The organism is Delftia acidovorans NBRC 14950 (assembly GCF_001598795.1).
In the GTDB taxonomy this organism is placed as follows: domain Bacteria; phylum Pseudomonadota; class Gammaproteobacteria; order Burkholderiales; family Burkholderiaceae_C; genus Comamonas; species Comamonas acidovorans.
Genome location: NZ_BCZP01000027.1, coordinates 16,694 through 33,587, shown reverse-complemented (window position 1 = coordinate 33,587; position 16,894 = coordinate 16,694). Strand labels below are relative to the sequence as shown.

The window sequence follows — 16,894 nt, the reverse complement described above, 5'->3', positions numbered from 1 at the left end:
TTTCCCTCAGGCGGTCTTGACGTGTGCAGCACGCGGCAGGCAGTGGACGATGGCCGTGACCAGCAGGTTCAGCGCCAGGCTGATGAAGCCCAGGTTGATACCGCCGAAGTCCGGTTGCTGCAGGTACAGCACGATGGCCAGCGCCTGCCCGCAGACGATGCCCAGGGCAATGGCCAGGGGCCGGATGCGCCAGCCAAACAGGATGGCCATCATTCCCGGGAAGAACTGCGTCACGCCGTAGTAGGTGGTGTTGATCAGGGTCAGCATCAGGTTGGGGGTGAGCAGCGTCATCACGATGGACAGCAGCAGGTAGATGACGATCACCACCTTGGCGCCCTGCTTTTGCTTGGCCTCGGGCAGGCCGGGCAGCAGGTTGCGCGCCACGATGGGGCCGATGGCCAGGCAGATGCCCGCCAGCACCAGCAGGCCCGACAGCGCGGCGCCTGCGGCGACCAGGCCCAGCAGCCAGTCGGGCAGCAGGCGCACGGCAGCGGCGAAGAAAGCCTCGTTGGGCGATGCCAGTTCCAGGTTCTGGCTGATGGCGTAGTACGAGGCCAGCACCAGGAACGGGTACATCAGCATGTACAGCGGCATGGCGATCTGGGTGCGGCGAATGGTGTGCGAACTCTTGGCCGTGAAGAAGTTCTGCACGGCAAACGGCATCATGTAGAAGCCCAGCGCCTGGAACAGCATGGTGCTCATGGAAAAGCGCAGCTGCGTATCGGTCATGTGGTTGCTGACCTTGGCACTGGCGGCGGCGAACACATCACCCACCCCGGCATGCCAGCCCACGGCCACGCCCGTGGCGATGATGGCCACCACCATGAGGATGTCCTTGAGGATGGCGATATAGGCCGAGGCACGCACGCCCGAGATGGCGATGTAGGTGAAGGCCAGGCCCGCCGAGATCAGCAGCAGGTGCAGCGGCTGGAAGTTCCAGCCCAGCCCCTTGAGCGCCGCCACCAGCCCCGTGAACTGCAGCTGGCCCCAGGGCAGCAGGAAGAGGATGGCCGAGCCGGCCACGATCAGCTCCAGCGCGCGGCTGCCGAAGTGGCCCTTGAACAGGTCCGGCAGGGTGATGGCGTTGTGGCGCAGGCCGGCCTTCCAGATCATGGGGCCGAGGAAGTAGCCCAGCGGATAGGCCAGCAGGATGTAGCCCAGGAACCAGACGCCATAGGTCGGCCCCTTGGCGTAGATGCCGCCCGGAAAGCCGACCATGGTGCCGATGCTGTAGATCTCGCCGGCGGCGAGGAAGAACACCAGGTAGGCGCCGAACTGGCGCGAGGCGACGAAGAAGTCATGCACGCTTTGCGCACCCTTGCCGGTGCGGGAACGGATGGCCAGGTACAGGGACAGTGCGATGAAGCCCAGAAAGACTGCGGTGGTCATGGCGGTGCTCCGTTCAGGCCGACTGCACGTCGTCGGCTTCGTGGCGGTCGAACATCAGCCAGCACACGAGCATGCACAGCGACGTCAGCACGAACCACATGAAGATCCACAGGTAGATGAAGGGCACGCCGAACACGAAGCGATCGACGGACGCGACCCAGGGAAGCAGGCCGATCACCGCGATGTACGGGATGCCTATGCCGATGAACAGCTTGAGCATGATTTGTCTCCTTTGCTCCGATGAAAGAGTTGGCGGTTGTGGCCGCTCTATAGGACGTTTCAATGTCCATGGATGCGATCTTAGGAAGTGCCTACCTATAATTCAAATGAGAAATTTGCCAACAAACCATGAGGACTTCGCATGGATACCCAGAAGCTGCGGCACTTGCTGGCCATCGTCGAGCACGGCACTTTTTCAGACGCGGCGCGCGCCGTGCACCTGACCCAGCCGGCGCTGAGCCGCAGCATCCGCGCGCTGGAAGACGAGCTCCGGGCGCAGCTGTTCGACCGGGGCGCGCGGCGCGCCCGGCTGACGGTCTTCGGCGAACTGGTGGCCGAGCGCGCGCGCCGCATGCGGCTGGAGGAAACCCAGCTGCGACGCGACCTGGAGCTGCTGCGCGGCGGCCAGGAGGGTGCACTGGCCATTGGCGTGGCGCCGGCCCCGGCGGCACTGCTGCTCAAGCCCTTTCTGATCCACATGGCGCAGGCGCATCCGCGCATCAAGGTGCGCACCGAGATGGGTGCCACCAGCGCCCTGCTGGAGCTGCTGCGCAATGAGTCGATAGACGCCATCGTCGGCGACGCCTATGTGCTGCGCGCCGCCGAGGACGTGGACATGGAGCTGCTGGGCGAGTTGCCCGCCGGCCTGGTCTGCCGCGCGGGCCACCCCGTGCTGCAAAACCCCGGCATGGACGAGATCCGCCGCTACCCCCTGGCCACCACCACGCTGAGCACGGCCATGGCGCGGCAGCTGGCCGAGCTGTGGGGCGAGGGAGCCGAGCCCGACAAGCTGTTCACCCTGCACTGCAACAACCTGGAACTGCTGCGCAGCGTGACCCTGGCCACGGACACCTTGCTGTTCGGCGTGCTGTCCATCACGCGCCAGGAGCGCGCCAGCGGCACCATGGCCGAAGTGCCCCTGCCCGCCGATCCCCGGCGCTGCGGCCGCTACGGCATGGCGCGCATGGGCGCGCGCAGCCTGTCACCGGCGCTGGAAACCGTCTATGCATTCACCCGCACGCACTGGCGGGAGCTGTCCGAGCACGACCAGTGAAGCCGGGCAGGCGCAAGTCATGCGTCGGCTCGCGCCAGCGGCAATGTCTGCGTGCGCAGCCACTCCAGCACCAGGGCGAAGCGGGCCTCGTCATGCACCGGCCTGGGTGACATGAGCACGTAGTGCGAGCCGTCGGCCACAAAGCCGCGCGGCGCGCACAGGGTGCCGCTGGCCAGATCGTCGGCCACCAGCGCCAGCGGCCCGATGGCAATGCCCGCCCCGGCAACGGCGGCCTGCAGGCTCAGGTAGAAATGCTCGAAGCGGGCCTCGCGCCCGGGCTGCAGCGGCACGCCGGTCAGCTCGCTCCAATGCCGCCATGCGTCCGGGCGCGATGCTGTGTGCAGCAGCACGCAGCCCAGCGGCCCGGAGCGTGCCAGCGTCTTCGCAAGTGCAGGCCTGCAGACGGGGCCCACGTGCTCCTGCAAAAAGGGCTCGGCAACCACATCGGCGCCCATGTCGAAATCCGCGCGGCGTATGGCCAGATCGATGCCCTCGCGCGCAAAGGGCACCGAGCCGCCGGCCGACACCAGGCGCAGCTCGCGCTGCGTGCCGATCGCTTCCTGCAAACCGCCCAGGCGGGGAATCAGCCAGCGCATCAGAAAGGTGGGCTCGCAGGACAGCACCAGCGGCCGGTCCGGCCCGGCGGCCTGCCGCGCACGGCCCAGCGCGCCGCGCAGGCGCTCCAGCGCCAGGGCCACCTCCTCGGCCAGCACACGCGCCGTAGGGGTGGCAATGATGCTGCGGTTGCTGCGCTGGAACAGCGCAAAGCCCAGCGCCTCTTCCATGTCGCGCACGGCGCGGCTCACGGCGCCATCGGTCAGGTGCAGCTCGCGCGCGGCCTTGGAAACGCTGCCGTGGCGCACCGTGGCCTCGAAGGCACGCAGGGCGGACAGCGGCGGCATATGGGTGGGTGGGGCCATGGGACTGGAGGGCGGCATCGGACACATCGGACACATCGAAGAAAGGGAGTGGAGAGAAATTTCAATTGACTTTTGATCAACTGAATACTGAATCCATATCGATTTTCTGCAGTGCGATTTTCATGCAAAGTACCTCCATCGATTGAGCCTTCAGCAATGACCATGAATGAAGCCCCCGCCATCGCCCCCGCACCCCTGGCCATCACCATGGGCGATCCCGTGGGCATAGGCCCCGAGATCATCGTCAAACTGGCCATGGACCCCGCCCGGCCCCGTGCGCCTTTTTTCGTCATCGGCGACACGGGGCGGCTGCAGCGGGCAGCCGACATGCTGGGCGTGCAGCCGCGCATCCACGCCATCGATACGCCGGCCCAGGTTCCCGCCACCGTGCCACCCGGCACCCTCTTCGTGCTCCAGACCGGGGACCGGCTGCCCGCGGACCTGGCCTGGGGACGCATCGATGCGCGCGCCGGGGCCGCCTGCCATGCCTACATACAGCGCGGCATCGACCTGGCCCTGGCCGGCGAAGTCGCAGGCCTGGTGACCGCACCCATCCACAAGGAGGCGCTGCGCGCCGCGGGCTGCCCCCACCCCGGCCATACCGAGATGCTGGCCGAGCGCTCGGGCACACGCGACTTCGCCATGATGCTCGCCAATGACGAGCTGCGGGTGCTGCTGGTCTCCATCCATGTGCCGCTGCAGCAGGCCATTGCCGCAGTCACGCCGGACAACGAACTGCGTGCCATCCGCCTTGCGCACCGGGCCTGCCGGGCGTTCGGCATCGCCCGGCCCCGTGTGGCCGTGGCGGGGCTCAATCCGCATGCCGGCGAGAACGGGCTGTTCGGGGACGAGGACCGCTCGGTGATCATCCCCGCCATTGCAGCCGCACGGGCCGAAGGCATAGACGCCAACGGCCCCTGGCCGGGCGACACGGTCTTCATGCGGGCACGCCGGGGCGAGTTCGACGTGGTGGTCGCCCAATACCATGACCAGGGGCTGATTCCCGTGAAGTACCTGGGCGTCGAGCAGGGCGTGAACATTACCGTGGGCCTGCCCTTCGTGCGCACCTCGGTGGACCACGGCACGGCCTTCGACATCGCCGGCACGGGCCGTGCGGACCATGCCAGCCTGGCCTGCGCGCTGCGCCAGGCGGCGGCCATGGTGCAGGCGGGCCGCTCCGGCGCCAGCGGACAGGCGCAGCGCCCGGACTTCATCTTCATGCTCACGCAGCAGGACAAGACCATTGCCGATGCGCGCGAGCGTCTGCGCGAAGTGCTGGCCCAGGGCGTGCGCCATGTGGGCTTCAAGGACATAGGCCTGCCCCTGCCCCAGCTGCGCGAACTGGCCCGGGACATCCGCGCGGGCGGTGCCAGGGTCTATCTGGAAGTCGTCAGCCTGGACGAGGCCAGCGAGGTGGCTTCGGCCCGCGCGGCGGTCGAGCTCGGGGTGGACGTTCTCATGGGCGGCACGCGCCCCGAGGCGGTGCTGCCCGTGCTGCGCGGCAGCGGCATTGCCTACTATCCGTTTCCCGGCAGGATCAGCGGGCATCCGAGCGTGCTTTCAGGGCCGGCCGAGGACATCGTGGCCAGCGCGCGCCGCATCGCGGGGCTGGAGGGCGTTCATGGCCTGGACCTGCTGGCCTACCGTTTCCGGGGCGACGTGCCGGCCCTGATCAAGGCGGTCTGCGATGCGGTGGACAAACCCGTGGTCGTGGCCGGCTCCATTGATCGCAGCGAACGCATCGCGGCCGTGCTTGCCAGCGGTGCCGCGGGTTTCACGATAGGCACCGCCGCCTTCGAGGAGACTTTTCCAGCCGCGCGGCCCGGGCTGGCGGCGCAGTTGCAGGCCATACAGGCGCTGGTGGACTGAGAGCGGGCCGGCCATCGCGCGCACCTCCCGCACCTCTGACAACGCACGCAACTCTCGCACCTCCCGTGCCTGCCACGCCTCCCGCACATTCCGCACGCCGGTGTCATGGGCCAGCAACTGGCGCCGCTCGGCTTCGGCCAGGCGGTGGGTCTTCAGCCGCTGGACCACATGGAACTGGCGCTTCTTGGTCATGAGGGACGCGCCGCCTGCAAAGCCTTCCATGCGGCTTGCCGCCTTGCCATGCTGCGGGGCATTCCAGGGGTACAGGCCTGCCACCAGGGTCACAACGACAGCCAACGCCATGACCACGAGCGCCCTCCAGGGTGCCCGGGGTCTGCGTTGGCCTTGCCTGTGATGCGCCTGAGAGTTCATGAAGACAGGGCAAATGATTGCGGCAGCTTGCATTGGTGCAGGTGCTTTAGCCTGCATCAATGAACCTGGCCTGATACCAGTCCAAAAACCAATCAGAACCTGGCGCACTTCAGTTGCGCCATTCCGTGATTCTCCAGCAGCCGGAATCTGATGAGAACCCTCGTTTTCCAACAGATGCATTGCCCGAATACGGAGATAACGCCCAGCAGCCTCTATTGCCGCATGAAAAACAAATGATTCATTGCTATCAATAGAAAACCTGAAACCCATCCATGGCCAAAAAGCAAAGCCCGCCAACCGCCCTCTGGGCAATGCCAGCCAGGCACCGCAGCTCCACAGATGAACATCGAATGGCATCACCATTTCCCCTACCATCCGGCAGCATGTCGTCCTACTGGATAAACCATGCCATTTAGGGAACGATGATATTCACCCTGAATACCTCTCATTCGGCACACCATTGACAACGGCCGGTCTTTGAAGTGCAGCGCCGGTATTTGCAGGGCTCAATTGGTGGCTGCACGCATTCAGCCATTTTCCGCGGTTTTGTGATCAGTTGTTTTGGCCAGATGGCTTGGCATCCGATGAATAAAGCAGGGATCTTGGTTGATGATTCGAACGCTGCCGCGGACCGTTGCCGGCCCCGCTGGAGTCTGGTCGCGCCTGCCGTTCGCGTGCCTTGGGTGGAGCCTGGCAGCCGCTCCCGTCTTTCTATGCGGCGCACAGGCGCAAACACCTTCTTCGGCGGCCGTTGCCGGTACCTCCATGGCTGAGGCACGCATCGAATCCCTGGACCGCGACCAGGCCGAGCAGGCCCGGCTCAAGGCACTCTCCGAAGGGGCCGCCCCTGCCTACCAGGACCGTTTCATGGGTCCGGACGAGATCGCACAGTCCGCTGCCGCCGAGCCCGAAGCCGAGCAGCCCGAGGGCTTTCGCGCCTGGGTGGTGGAAAGCCGCCTGGGCCTGGGCGAATCCCGCACCACCGGCCATGGCCGCCAGCGCGCCACCGAAATCGGCCAGCGCCTCGAATACCGCCGCGAGACACTGAACTACGGCGAGTTCACCCTGCAGGCCGAAGGCCGGCACCTGAGCGGCGACAACTTTGGCAATGGCCTGGGTATGGGCGGCCTGGGTACTGGCGGCTTGAGTATTGGCGGCCTGGGCTATGCCCGGCAAGCCACGAGCGAGCGCTTCACGCTGCGCAACCTTGGCTTTCCGCTGACCACGCAAACCTTTGCCGACACGGCCGTGGGCGACCTCTACAGCGAGCTGACCGATGGCCTGGCGCGCAACTACCGGCTGTCGCTGGGCTCGACCACGGTGCGCGGCGCCTCGGCGCGCATCTTCCGCCCGGATCTGGACATGCGCGCGGGCTACGGCCAGCGCGGCCTTCTCACGGGAGGGCCCTACCCCGGGTTCGAGAAAAACCAGGGCACGCTGGGCTGGCTGGGCGCCACCGTGCGGCTGGATGGCCCCTGGTTTGCCGCCTTCCAGCTGGACCAGGCCGACGATATTCCCGCCTACTACAGTCCCAGGCACTACCCCGGCGATGACACGCAATACGACCCCGGCTCCGCCCTGGGCCTGGGCAGCAAGCGCGTGACCAGCTGGGCCGCTTCGCTGGGCTACGGGCGCGGCGTGCTGCGCGATGGCGACTTCAGGCTCCGCACCACGCTGCTGGGCAGCCGTACCAGCGCGCCCCTGTCCTCTCCAGCGGCAGGCACCGCCGGCACGGAGGGCCGCAGCGCCCAGGGCCTGTTCATCGAGGCCAGCGCGCGCGCGGGCGCCTACCGCCATGAATTCGGCCTGCATGCAGCCCAGCCCCAGCTGCACTTTGGCGACTACGCGCTGTCCAGCGCGGCGCGCGGCGCCTATTGGCGCGTGGACCGCCATGTCACCCGCCTGAGCTGGGGCATGGGGCTGGACTACGAACGCACGCCGCAAACCACGGCGCAGGATGCAGGCTTTCAACTGTCGGGCTACCGCCGCCTGGGGGCGAATGGCAATGCCCAATACCAGTTCGACCGGCACACGGCCGTGGGCGGCAGCTTCAGCGCCTACCAGACGCGCAACGATGCGGGCACCGCAGGCGGCGGCCAATCGCGCAGCCTTTATGGCAGCGCGTTCTACCAGACCCGCTTTTTCGACTGGCCGCGCAGCCGCTTCATGCTGACCGTTCGGCGCAACGAGCTCATCGTGCTGGGCGACTCCTCCGCCACGGGCCAGGAGGTGCAGTGGGAGCAGGACTGGGCTGGTGCACGCCAGGCAACGCTGCGGTCCGAGCTCACCACCACGCTGGGCTATGCGCGCGACCGCAGCGGCGGCATGTCGCGCAACTATCCAACGGCCGGGCTGCAATGGCGCTACTGGCTGGAAAGCGGGCTGCAGCTGGCCGGCAACCTGCGCTACACCTCGCAAAGCGGCAGCCTCTACACCAGCCGGGGCCTGTCGGGCTCGCTGTCGGCCGAGAAGGAACTGGGCTGGGGCTGGCGCATGGGCTTCATGGCGCACTTCAACCAGGCCCGGTCCTCGCTGCTGCCCACGCCCTCTTCCCTGCCCAACCTCTACCGCAGCGACGAGAAGACCGCCTATGTCTACCTGCGCTGGGAAGGCAGCGCGGGCACGGCCTATGCGGCCGCAGGCGCACCCGGTGAAGGCGTGGGCGGCGGCAGCCTGTCCGGCCGCGTGTTCTACGACGCCAACCGCGACGGCGAACAGCAGGCGGGCGAGGTGGGCGTGGCCGGCGTCGAGGTGGTGCTTGACGGCCGCTACCGCACGGTGACCGACCGCGATGGTCAGTTCGAATTCCCGGTGGTGCCCACGGGCCACCACCGGCTGTCGCTCACCCAGGAAAGCGTACCGCTGCCCTGGGGCGCCTCCGGCGACAACACCAGCAGCGTGCACGTGCCCCTGCGCGGCCAGGCCTCGGCGTCGATTGCCGTGGTCAAGGTGGGCGAGTGAATGACTGACTGAGTGAGTGATTGAGGCGCACAGGTTTCCCAGGCAACCCGTTCCATCCAAGGAGATTCCATGAACCGAACACCCATCGCCCAACGCCTGCTGGCCGCATCGCTCGGCGGCCTCGGCCTGGCCCTGACCGCGTTGCCTGCCATGGCCGAGAGCCAGTACGGATCGGGCACCGGAACCATCACGGCCCAGGCCAAGGTCAACCTCAGCGTGACCGTGCCCAAGCTCATCTTGCTGCGCGTGGGCTCGACCAATACCACGGTGGACACGGTGACTTGGACCTCAACGCTGAGCATCCCCGGCGTACCCACCACGCCGCTGGCCTCCGTCAACAACACCAACGTGGACTGGAACGGCGCCGCGCCCACCGTGGCCACCGCCTCGGCTGCCGCCACGCTCACGGTCTATGCCTGGACCAATGCCGGCGCCGGCACCATCAACTGCGCGGTCGGCGCCTGGAATGCCACGGGCGGCCCCGCCAACGCGGACTTCACCGTCACGACCACCGGTAACCTGCCCCACCCCGGGCCCAATCTGGGTGCCTGCGCATCCACCTCGTTCCCCTCCAACGTGGTTGCGACGGGAACCTGGGCGTATGCGCTGGGAGGTACGCCGGCCAGCTGGGCTGCCAATACCTATACCAACGTCATCACGTATACGGCCCAGGGCATCTGATGGACAAGGCATTGCCTCGCCTGCTGGCCGCAGCGGCCCTTGCCGTTGCCGTGCCGCCCGTGCAGGCCGTCTTCACCATCGTGACCGACAACGATCCCCTCAACTACAGCCTGACGCTGCGCGTGGGCACGGCCGGCGCCACGGTCGATACCGTGGCCTTCAGCGTCACGGGGGCCAATGTCGGCCTCACGCCGGCCCCTGTGACGGGCACGCCCAGCATCGGCATCTCCGTGGCGCCCACACGCCCCATGCTGGGCACGGCGATCTCCAGGCCCGTGACGCTGGTCGTCGATTCGAGCACCGCCCTGGCATGCCAGTCGGGAGGCTGCGGTAGCGCGACGATTCCCTTCAGCAAGATCAGCTGGGTGGCCACCGGCAACGACACCGCCGCCTCCGGCGACATACAGAGCGGCCGCTTCACCGCCAGCGCCAGCCAGACCATCGCCAGCTACAACGCCAATGCTTCGTTCTGCACGGGCATCCTCTGCCCTGCGTTGGGCTGGACTTTCCAGTCCCGGCAACTGACCGGCACCGTGCTGCAGTTCACCTACGACAACGACGTGGTCTACCCGGGCGGCAACTACAAGGGCACCGTGCGCTTCACGGCATCGATGGTATGAGGCCGCTGGCCTGGCCGCTCCTGTGCATGGCACTGGCCTGGGCCACGGCCCTCGCGGCGCATGCCGAAGTGGCGCGGCTGGACGACTCGGCTTCGCCCCGGTCCCAGGTCCGCAGCGACTTCGCCCGGGCCAGGGTCGTCGGCGAGCGGCTGCTGGAGCTGCCCATGGGACGCATCGAATACCGGCTGGCCACGGCGCCCCATGTCGGCCGCACGGCGCGCATCTTCTATGTGATTCCCGCCCTGGTCACGGGCCTGCGCTCACCTGCGGGCATGCAGGTGCAGTGGCGCGGCAATGGCGTCTTTGCGGGCGGCACGGGCCGGCCCGGCGATCGGGTCCAGGTCTGGAACGGCGTGGTCCGCACGCCCTGGATGGCCGAGGTTTTCGACCTCACGCTGCACATCGACCCCGCCGAGCTGCGCCTGACCCAGGGCTCGGCACTGAGCTTCGAGTCCTACTTCGAGATCGAGACCCTGCCATGAAAGCTCCTCCCATCGCCGTTTCACTGGCCCTTCTGATCGCCTGCAGCGGCGCCGCCGCCGCACCGTTCGAGCTGGCCGTGGCGCCCTCGCGTTTCGAGCTGTCGGCCAAGCCGGGTGCGCGCACGGGCCAATCGCTGGACATCCACAACCTGGCCTCGGCACCCACCGAGGTGGCCATGCGCACCATCGACTGGACCTATTCCGACACGGGCGACATCACCTACCACGACGAACTGCTGCCCGGCAGTTGCCGGCCCTGGGTGCTGCTGGAGCGGCGCAGCGTCACGATTGCAGGCCGCAGCAAGAAGGCCTTCCGTTTCCAGGTGGAGCCGCCTGCCGATGCGCCGCGCGGCGAATGCCGCTTCATGATCGCCATCGAAGGCGTGGAGCCCGCGCAGCAGACCGTCATACGCAGCGGCGGCGCCAGCCTGAGCCTGCCTGTCACGGGCCGCATCGCGGTGGCCGTCTACTTGACGCTGGGAGGCGCTGCGCCCCAGCTGGACATTCGCCAGCTTTCCATGGCCGAAGACGGCAAGACGCGCCGCGCCCTGGTCACCGTCAGCAACACCGGCGATGCCCATGGCCGGCTGGAAGGAAGCCTGGACGCCGTGGACAACAAGGGCCGCCGCTTCGAACTGGTACCGGAAGGCACGCCCATACTGCCCGGCCAGACACGCACGCTGGCCCTCATGCCCAAGGGCGAAGACGGCCAGCCCGCCCCGCAGCCCGCGTATCCGGTCAAGGCCAAGGGCAGCCTGGACTGGGAAAAAGGCAGCTTCAAGATCGATGTGGAACTGAAGTGATGGCAACCAGGCCGATGGCGTGGCTGGCCCTGTCCATGGCGCTGGGCGGCCTGGGCCACACCGTGCATGCGGCGTCCAGCACCACAGGCCCCAGCCTGCTGGTGCCGCTGAGCACCTCGGTGAACCTGGACTTCACCATCGCCATCGACAAGTTCATCTTCTTTCGCATAGGCGACGGCACATGGCCCACGCCCGGCGGCACGACCAGCAGCGTGGCCTTTGTGCTCGCCCCGTCCATCCCTGGCGTGCCCACCACGCCCGTGGCGGGCAGCAACACCTCGGTGAACTGGAGCGGCGCGGCCCCCAGCTTCAGCATCACGCCCAGCGGCAATGTGCTGCCGGTGGAGGTGCGCAGCAACGCAGGCCAGGTCACGCTGCGCGCCACCGCCACCACGGCGCTGGCCAGCGGGGCCAATACCATCCCGCTGTCGGAGATCACCATCGCCACCAGCGACAGCAACCTGCCCGCGCCGCTGATACCCAATACGGGAACGGGCGCAGCGGTCAACGTGGTGGCCACCGCCTTTGCGGGGCTGGTCACCCAGCGCACGGCGAACTGGACCCTGTCCTATGCCAACCTGGCCTCCCGCAGGGCAGGCACCTACACCGGGCAGGTCACCTTCACGGCCAGCTCGCCCTGAGCGCTTTGGGAGCTTTGGGCGCTTTGGGCGCGCTCAAAGGCCCAGGTACAGCGCAATCAGCGACACAGCAGCCGGCACGGCCTGCACCCAGAGGATCTTGCGGCTGGCCGTGGCGGCGCCATACACGCCGGCCACCAGCACGCAGATCAGGAAGAAGTACTTGAAGCCCAGGCCATCGGCCCCCTGCGCCAGCCCCCAGATCAGCCCGGCGGCGAGAAAGCCGTTGTACAGGCCCTGGTTGGCGGCCAGTGTCCTGGTCTGCTGGGCAAATTCGGGCGTCAGGCCAAACGCGCGGCGTCCGGCCGGCTTGTCCCAGAGAAACATCTCCAGCACGAGGATGTAGACATGGATTGCGGCGACGATGCCGATGAGTACGTTGGCCATCTGGGGTGGGAAGAAAGTGGACAGGCCTCTGTATACGGGATGCACCCACACCCGTCCATGGCCGCTGCGCTACACAGGGCCCGCCACCACCCCTTCCCTGTCACCCGGAAGACTTGCTGCCGGGGTGCGACGGTTTTTCCGCGCCCTGCGCAGGTGCCACGGCGCCAGCGGCCGCGCCGCCCAGCGCACCGGCCACACTGCCTACCGTGCCGCCGACCACCACGCCCACCGGGCCGGCAATCGCAGCACCCGCCGCAGCGCCTGCAGCGGCTCCGGCCAGCACGCCGCCGCCGATGAATACCGAGCGCGACTCGCGCTCTGCATCCTCGGGCGACAGTTCGAACTGCGCGGATGCATCCGGGTCCTGCGAAGGAACACCGTGGCCGGGGCGTGCCTGCTCGGCAAGGTCTTCATCCTCGGGAGCATCCGTGGACACCGGCTGGATGGGCTGGATGGATGGCTTGTTGCTTGCATTCATGGGGCTCTCCTTCGGGGCATGCCACACGCATGCGGGACTGCCTGCGCTTCATTGCCCTGTCGTTTTGTTGTACGCCTCGCCCTGCCGCGCCGCAGCCGGCCCAGGCTGCTGCCCCGCGTCAGCCAAGGCCCGCAGCCCCGCCGACCTTGACTACAGGGGCTCGTAGGAACTGGCCTCCGCCGCCCAAGGCACCTCCTACGCCCGTCGCGGCGGCCAGACTACCCGGTGCCCGCAGATGCCGTCCTAAGCTAGAACCCAGAAGCACACAGGCTTCGACTTCGCCAGGCGATGCACAGGTTTTCTTGACAGGCCGGCTACCGCGCCCCATTCAAAGCCGCATCGCTCAGCCGCCAGACGCACCGCGCTGGCGGGTCAGCACAAACCCACTCACTGGAGAACGTCATGGTCACACCCAACACCGCATCGAGCGTCATTTCTTCTGAAACCGTCAGCGGCACCAATGTCTACAACCCGGCAGGCGACAAGCTGGGGACCATAGACACGCTGATGATCGACAAGCTGTCCGGCAAGGTGCGCTATGCCGTCATGGAATTCGGCGGCTTCCTGGGCATCGGCACGGATCGCTATCCGTTGCCCTGGGAATCCCTCAAGTACGAGCCCAACATGAATGGCTACGTGGTGTCGCTGACGCGTGAGCAACTGGACAACGCGCCCCGCTACGAGCGCGATACGGCTCCGGCATACACCGATGAATATGGCCGCCGCGTGAACGATTACTACGGCGTTCCCTACCTGTAAATCCCGACCCTTGCGGTCTTTGACACAGCCCCGTTCGCGGGGCGTTTTCTTTGGTGCGGATAGCTGCCAGCGAATGGCCAAGGAAGAACGCCCTGCGCGACTTCACTCCCTCATTCCTGGAGAACTGCCATGAATACCACCCCACCTGCCATCGACTACAAGGCCTGCATGGACGCCTGCCAGGCCTGCGTCATTGCCTGCAATACCTGCGCCGCCGCCTGCCTGGAGGAGTCAGACGTCCAGATGATGGCCGCCTGCATTGCCCAGGACCTGGAATGCGCGCAGATCTGCGAACTGGCCGTGGCCGCAATGGCGCGCCAGAGCCCGCATGCGCCGGACATCTGCCGCCTGTGCGCCCAGATCTGCCAAGCCTGCGCCGACGAATGCAGCAAGCATTCCCACGACCATTGCCAGACCTGCGCGGCAGCCTGCCAGCAATGCGCCATGTCGTGCAATCTCATGGGCATGCAGTCGCACTGACACGGCTGGCATGGGCCATGACAGCCGCCCTGGCAGAAATCCTGCAAACACGCAGGAAAAAACGCCACCGGCGCTGTCGCCAAACGCCGCACCTTCGCGGAACCGGGCCTGCCTACACTTTGATGCATATCCAGGCACACAGGAGGCAAACATGGCACTCGAAATCAGCGCAGAGGAACGGTTCTTCACCCTGCTGAACCAGTTGAAGCACATGCCTCCCTGCTCATCCCGCCAGGAGGCACACGACATGCTGCTGCTGCTCTGGATGCGCATCTGCGAAGGCGCTGGCGCTCGCCGGGAATTGCTCAATCGCATGCGGCAACGCACGCTGTGCGCAGAACATGGCTGGAAAAACCTCGACAAAAGCCCTTGCCATCTGGATTCGGACACCCTGCCGGGCATCCGCATCTATCTGCATTCCAACGGCACCATCGTCATTCAAAGACAGGGGGGAGCGCAGGATTCCGAAATCCTGCACTTCAGCGCCAGGCGCGAATTTGCAGAGGCCTAGGCCCGGTCCGCGCACAGCGCCTGGGGGCAGGCGGAGCAGAGGCTAGGTGCAAACACCAACGATGTCCCACATGCGACATGGGCCCTGTCTCCATAGAATGCGTCATTGTGTAGCACACTATCCATGAGGAATACATGACAGCAGATTACAAAACCCTCCTCCAGCAGAAGGCCGAGCTTGAGGCAAAGATCGCCGCCACCCTGAAGGCGGAAAAAGGCGGAGTCATCGCCAAGGTCCGCGAACTCGTCGAGCAGTTCGGTCTGACCCAGGATGACATCTTCAGCACCGGCAAGGCCAAGTCCGCCAGCATTGGCGTGGCCAAATACCGCGACCCCGCCAGCGGAGCCACCTGGACCGGCCGGGGCAAACCGCCGCGCTGGATTGAAGGCAAGGACCGCAAGGCCCTCGAGATCTGAGCACGGCCCGCCAACGCGGGCCTTTTTTATGGCTGCAACTCCCTGCTGCGCGAGAACGTGAGAATCCAACTACTGCGCGAGGTATTCACATCCACCGGCGAAATCGGCTTTGCCTGCCACGTCCGCGCTGATGTGGTGATCCCCTACCCGCAGACATTCGCAGTGGTCAAGGGCGTGCGCGCGTAACTACCGCAGGCCCAGACGCAACAAAGCCCCGCATGGCTCGCCCAGCGGGGCTTTTGCTTGTTCGGGGCTAGCTGGTGCTCAAAGAGCGCTCCACTGCAGAAAAGAGCTTTTCCGTCTGGTGCTTGCTCTGGATGTTTTCTCTTCTGAGCCACTCTTGTTGCTGAGGCGTGAGATGGACGCCGCCTGTGTTCATCGGTGCGATCTCCAAAGAAGCAATCGCCGCCCTTCGCATCTCCGCCACCAGCTGCGCCGCGTTGTCCATTCCAGATAGTTGCTGGACAGCCAATTGCTCCACAACCTTCTCCAGCGCTGAAATCCTGGCAGAGAGGACAAGCCTGTAGTCCTGAGATTGCTCCATTTGCACTCCATCGTTCGGTGATAGGGGAGCCTGATCGTAAGCGCCTGAGCCTGGCTGACGCGCCTCAGAGGCATTGTCGGGCCAGCAAAGGGAGAGGGCGCGGGTGCTAGGAGGCGCTGTTCTCGCAGAAAACCACGAAATCTGGCCATTCGCTGGCGGAATGAAAGACGCGGATGCCGAGCAGCGCGTGCAGCTCGTCGCGGTGACGCCAGATGTCGCCTTTGTCGGAGGTGAGCATAGCGTCGCAGCCGGCCGCATGGGCAGAGGCTAGGTGTTGAACGTCGGCCACGTTGTGCGCGCCAATAACCTTTGCGATCGCCGCATGCATCGGCTTCTCGCCAGTGTCGGACCAAGACATGCCTGCGAGATCGGCATGAGACGCCGCGCTGCCGCCCCAAGACAGATTGGATGGCTTTGCAGTCGTGTCAATGCGTTTGAGGCGTTGCTCATAAGGGAAATGGACCGAACCCGCCAAGCCTCGCGCCCTGAGGTGTTTCAGACCCGGCATCTCGCCCCCTGTGTCCACGTAGACCTTAATCATCGATGCCTCCTTGGTGTCTGGTGATCGTAGGGCAGTGGGTGGACCGAAGTCCACAGCCCTTGCCGGCCTAAGCCGCCCTGTTCCGCACGCGCAAAAAATTCCCCCGTTTGAATTTTGTTAATCAAACAGAAACGCCCCGAAACCCAGCATCCATGCGGGTTTTCGGGGCGTTTTGATTCTTTGATTCTTTGTTAAAGCTTTAACGTCCAGCCATCGCACCTGACGATGCTCAGCAATACGTCAAACTGGCGACTCATCCAAGGTCCACGTGGCAAGACGCTTCCGGAAGCCGATGGGGGTAGCAACCGCATCAAACAGCTTGATAGAGAAGTTCTGCAGCAGTGGGTAGTAAGGGATGGTCTTTGCTCCTGTCACTATGTACTCCAGCTCCTTCGCCTTGTACATCACATTGAACAAAGTCAGCGCAGACTCATCAGAAGCTTGCCATTGAAGTACTGTGCCAAGGCCGTTTTCCTTGCTGCTGCTGAATGCCCCCTCCAAATCATGGCCCAGCTCGTAGCGAATGTGCTTGAGAGTGACACCCTTGCTCAGTAGAAAAGCCTTGAAGGTGAGCTCCAACCCATGCCCCAAAAGATACAAGACTGGGATTGGTGGACACGGAACCAGTGGAGGTCTTGGCTGGGCCGCACGCTCGTACATAACGAAAGCAGACTCCAAGAACTCATACCCGTAGCGGACCAACCCCATGGGCGTCGTTCGCTCCTGGTCGTCATGGAAACCAGGTCGTTTCGCTAAGCCTGCCATCGCTT

The 16,894-nt window shown here is 65.7% G+C and carries 20 protein-coding genes and 1 pseudogene; 13 read left to right on the top strand and 8 right to left on the bottom strand.

From position 1 onward, the window contains the following. Window positions 1-6: 6 nt before the first annotated feature. Both DA1_RS24700 and DA1_RS24695 read right to left on the bottom strand, forming a co-directional pair. On the bottom strand, window positions 7-1,389 hold the full coding sequence (locus DA1_RS24700) for a sodium:solute symporter family protein (protein WP_013803838.1): 1,383 nt from the start codon (window positions 1,387-1,389) through the stop codon (window positions 7-9). A 13-nt stretch (window positions 1,390-1,402) separates the two neighbouring features. Beyond that, complete coding sequence (locus tag DA1_RS24695) at window positions 1,403-1,609, bottom strand: DUF3311 domain-containing protein (RefSeq protein WP_034390877.1); 207 nt, start codon at window positions 1,607-1,609, stop codon at window positions 1,403-1,405. A gap of 141 nt (window positions 1,610-1,750) precedes the next feature. Between DA1_RS24695 and DA1_RS24690 the strand changes: the two genes are divergently transcribed. Beyond that, on the top strand, window positions 1,751-2,662 hold the full coding sequence (locus tag DA1_RS24690) for a LysR family transcriptional regulator (protein ID WP_034390875.1): 912 nt from the start codon (window positions 1,751-1,753) through the stop codon (window positions 2,660-2,662). Window positions 2,663-2,679: 17 nt separating this feature from the next. Here DA1_RS24690 and DA1_RS24685 read toward each other — a convergent pair whose 3' ends face one another. Next, window positions 2,680-3,582: a LysR family transcriptional regulator gene (locus tag DA1_RS24685; protein WP_034398241.1), complete on the bottom strand. Its 903-nt coding sequence runs from the start codon at window positions 3,580-3,582 to the stop codon at window positions 2,680-2,682. 162 nt (window positions 3,583-3,744) lie between these two features. Between DA1_RS24685 and pdxA the strand changes: the two are divergent. From pdxA to DA1_RS24650, 8 genes and pseudogenes are all read left to right on the top strand, one after another. Next, window positions 3,745-4,743, top strand: a pseudogene (pdxA, locus tag DA1_RS31580) (4-hydroxythreonine-4-phosphate dehydrogenase PdxA); the annotation flags it as partial. Next, entirely contained in the window at window positions 4,741-5,451 is a 711-nt protein-coding gene (locus tag DA1_RS31575) for a nitronate monooxygenase (RefSeq protein WP_373861125.1), read from the top strand. The pseudogene pdxA and the gene DA1_RS31575, both read left to right, overlap by 3 nt. Window positions 5,452-6,588: 1,137 nt before the next feature. After that, a complete protein-coding gene (locus tag DA1_RS24675; protein WP_230590719.1) occupies window positions 6,589-8,784 on the top strand; it encodes an SdrD B-like domain-containing protein in 2,196 nt (731 codons plus the stop codon). Window positions 8,785-8,853: 69 nt separating this feature from the next. Next, a complete protein-coding gene (locus DA1_RS24670) occupies window positions 8,854-9,465 on the top strand; it encodes a hypothetical protein (RefSeq protein WP_034390869.1) in 612 nt (203 codons plus the stop codon). Next, the gene (locus DA1_RS24665) at window positions 9,465-10,085 is read left to right on the top strand and encodes a hypothetical protein (RefSeq protein ID WP_034390868.1); all 621 of its coding nucleotides are present in this window, start codon (window positions 9,465-9,467) and stop codon (window positions 10,083-10,085) included. The genes DA1_RS24670 and DA1_RS24665 overlap by 1 nt, the downstream gene beginning before the upstream one ends. A gap of 26 nt (window positions 10,086-10,111) precedes the next feature. Next, entirely contained in the window at window positions 10,112-10,567 is a 456-nt protein-coding gene (locus DA1_RS24660; protein ID WP_230590718.1) for a hypothetical protein, read from the top strand. Then, window positions 10,564-11,370: a fimbrial biogenesis chaperone gene (locus DA1_RS24655; protein WP_034390864.1), complete on the top strand. Its 807-nt coding sequence runs from the start codon at window positions 10,564-10,566 to the stop codon at window positions 11,368-11,370. Before DA1_RS24660 ends, DA1_RS24655 begins: the two co-directional genes overlap by 4 nt. Then, the gene (locus DA1_RS24650) at window positions 11,370-12,011 is read left to right on the top strand and encodes a hypothetical protein (RefSeq protein WP_034390862.1); all 642 of its coding nucleotides are present in this window, start codon (window positions 11,370-11,372) and stop codon (window positions 12,009-12,011) included. Before DA1_RS24655 ends, DA1_RS24650 begins: the two co-directional genes overlap by 1 nt. 33 nt (window positions 12,012-12,044) lie before the next feature. On the opposite strand, the gene DA1_RS24645 is transcribed toward DA1_RS24650, so the two are convergent. Both DA1_RS24645 and DA1_RS24640 read right to left on the bottom strand, forming a co-directional pair. Next, entirely contained in the window at window positions 12,045-12,395 is a 351-nt protein-coding gene (locus tag DA1_RS24645) for a DUF1304 domain-containing protein (protein WP_012203898.1), read from the bottom strand. 100 nt (window positions 12,396-12,495) lie between these two features. Beyond that, window positions 12,496-12,873, bottom strand: a complete 378-nt coding sequence (locus DA1_RS24640) for a hypothetical protein (protein ID WP_012203897.1) — start codon at window positions 12,871-12,873, stop codon at window positions 12,496-12,498. Between the two features lie 402 nt (window positions 12,874-13,275). Between DA1_RS24640 and DA1_RS24635 the strand changes: the two genes are divergently transcribed. The 4 genes from DA1_RS24635 to DA1_RS24620 all read left to right on the top strand — a co-directional run bounded on the left by DA1_RS24635 (window position 13,276) and on the right by DA1_RS24620 (window position 15,039). Then, window positions 13,276-13,632, top strand: coding sequence for a PRC-barrel domain-containing protein (locus DA1_RS24635; protein ID WP_013803850.1), 357 nt, complete (start codon window positions 13,276-13,278; stop codon window positions 13,630-13,632). A gap of 129 nt (window positions 13,633-13,761) precedes the next feature. After that, a complete protein-coding gene (locus tag DA1_RS24630) occupies window positions 13,762-14,112 on the top strand; it encodes a four-helix bundle copper-binding protein (protein ID WP_034390859.1) in 351 nt (116 codons plus the stop codon). A 151-nt stretch (window positions 14,113-14,263) separates the two neighbouring features. Further along, window positions 14,264-14,623 (top strand): hypothetical protein, encoded by a 360-nt coding sequence (locus tag DA1_RS24625; protein ID WP_012203894.1) that lies wholly within the window; start codon window positions 14,264-14,266, stop codon window positions 14,621-14,623. A 134-nt stretch (window positions 14,624-14,757) separates the two neighbouring features. Beyond that, the gene (locus DA1_RS24620) at window positions 14,758-15,039 is read left to right on the top strand and encodes an H-NS histone family protein (RefSeq protein ID WP_012203893.1); all 282 of its coding nucleotides are present in this window, start codon (window positions 14,758-14,760) and stop codon (window positions 15,037-15,039) included. A gap of 253 nt (window positions 15,040-15,292) precedes the next feature. On the opposite strand, the gene DA1_RS24615 is transcribed toward DA1_RS24620, so the two are convergent. The 3 genes from DA1_RS24615 to DA1_RS24605 form a co-directional block, all read right to left on the bottom strand. Beyond that, entirely contained in the window at window positions 15,293-15,583 is a 291-nt protein-coding gene (locus tag DA1_RS24615) for a hypothetical protein (protein WP_034390857.1), read from the bottom strand. Window positions 15,584-15,689: 106 nt separating this feature from the next. Next, window positions 15,690-16,124 carry a PIN domain-containing protein gene (locus tag DA1_RS24610; RefSeq protein WP_012203891.1) on the bottom strand — a complete coding sequence of 145 codons (435 nt, stop codon included), beginning with the start codon at window positions 16,122-16,124 and terminating at the stop codon, window positions 15,690-15,692. Window positions 16,125-16,364: 240 nt separating this feature from the next. Beyond that, complete coding sequence (locus DA1_RS24605) at window positions 16,365-16,703, bottom strand: hypothetical protein (RefSeq protein WP_155294178.1); 339 nt, start codon at window positions 16,701-16,703, stop codon at window positions 16,365-16,367. Window positions 16,704-16,894: the final 191 nt, after the last annotated feature.

Excerpts from the sequence above, each read along its gene's own strand:
- DA1_RS24700 (WP_013803838.1), bottom strand. The coding sequence starts at position 1,389 with ATGACCACCGCAGTCTTTCTGGGCTTCATCGCACTGTCCCTGTACCTG.
- DA1_RS24695 (WP_034390877.1), bottom strand. The coding sequence starts at position 1,609 with ATGCTCAAGCTGTTCATCGGCATAGGCATCCCGTACATCGCGGTGATC.
- DA1_RS24690 (WP_034390875.1), top strand. The coding sequence starts at position 1,751 with ATGGATACCCAGAAGCTGCGGCACTTGCTGGCCATCGTCGAGCACGGC.
- DA1_RS24685 (WP_034398241.1), bottom strand. The coding sequence starts at position 3,582 with ATGGCCCCACCCACCCATATGCCGCCGCTGTCCGCCCTGCGTGCCTTC.
- DA1_RS31575 (WP_373861125.1), top strand. The coding sequence starts at position 4,741 with ATGGTGCAGGCGGGCCGCTCCGGCGCCAGCGGACAGGCGCAGCGCCCG.
- DA1_RS24675 (WP_230590719.1), top strand. The coding sequence starts at position 6,589 with ATGGCTGAGGCACGCATCGAATCCCTGGACCGCGACCAGGCCGAGCAG.
- DA1_RS24670 (WP_034390869.1), top strand. The coding sequence starts at position 8,854 with ATGAACCGAACACCCATCGCCCAACGCCTGCTGGCCGCATCGCTCGGC.
- DA1_RS24665 (WP_034390868.1), top strand. The coding sequence starts at position 9,465 with ATGGACAAGGCATTGCCTCGCCTGCTGGCCGCAGCGGCCCTTGCCGTT.
- DA1_RS24660 (WP_230590718.1), top strand. The coding sequence starts at position 10,112 with ATGGCACTGGCCTGGGCCACGGCCCTCGCGGCGCATGCCGAAGTGGCG.
- DA1_RS24655 (WP_034390864.1), top strand. The coding sequence starts at position 10,564 with ATGAAAGCTCCTCCCATCGCCGTTTCACTGGCCCTTCTGATCGCCTGC.
- DA1_RS24650 (WP_034390862.1), top strand. The coding sequence starts at position 11,370 with ATGGCAACCAGGCCGATGGCGTGGCTGGCCCTGTCCATGGCGCTGGGC.
- DA1_RS24645 (WP_012203898.1), bottom strand. The coding sequence starts at position 12,395 with ATGGCCAACGTACTCATCGGCATCGTCGCCGCAATCCATGTCTACATC.
- DA1_RS24640 (WP_012203897.1), bottom strand. The coding sequence starts at position 12,873 with ATGAATGCAAGCAACAAGCCATCCATCCAGCCCATCCAGCCGGTGTCC.
- DA1_RS24635 (WP_013803850.1), top strand. The coding sequence starts at position 13,276 with ATGGTCACACCCAACACCGCATCGAGCGTCATTTCTTCTGAAACCGTC.
- DA1_RS24630 (WP_034390859.1), top strand. The coding sequence starts at position 13,762 with ATGAATACCACCCCACCTGCCATCGACTACAAGGCCTGCATGGACGCC.
- DA1_RS24625 (WP_012203894.1), top strand. The coding sequence starts at position 14,264 with ATGGCACTCGAAATCAGCGCAGAGGAACGGTTCTTCACCCTGCTGAAC.
- DA1_RS24620 (WP_012203893.1), top strand. The coding sequence starts at position 14,758 with ATGACAGCAGATTACAAAACCCTCCTCCAGCAGAAGGCCGAGCTTGAG.
- DA1_RS24615 (WP_034390857.1), bottom strand. The coding sequence starts at position 15,583 with ATGGAGCAATCTCAGGACTACAGGCTTGTCCTCTCTGCCAGGATTTCA.
- DA1_RS24610 (WP_012203891.1), bottom strand. The coding sequence starts at position 16,124 with ATGATTAAGGTCTACGTGGACACAGGGGGCGAGATGCCGGGTCTGAAA.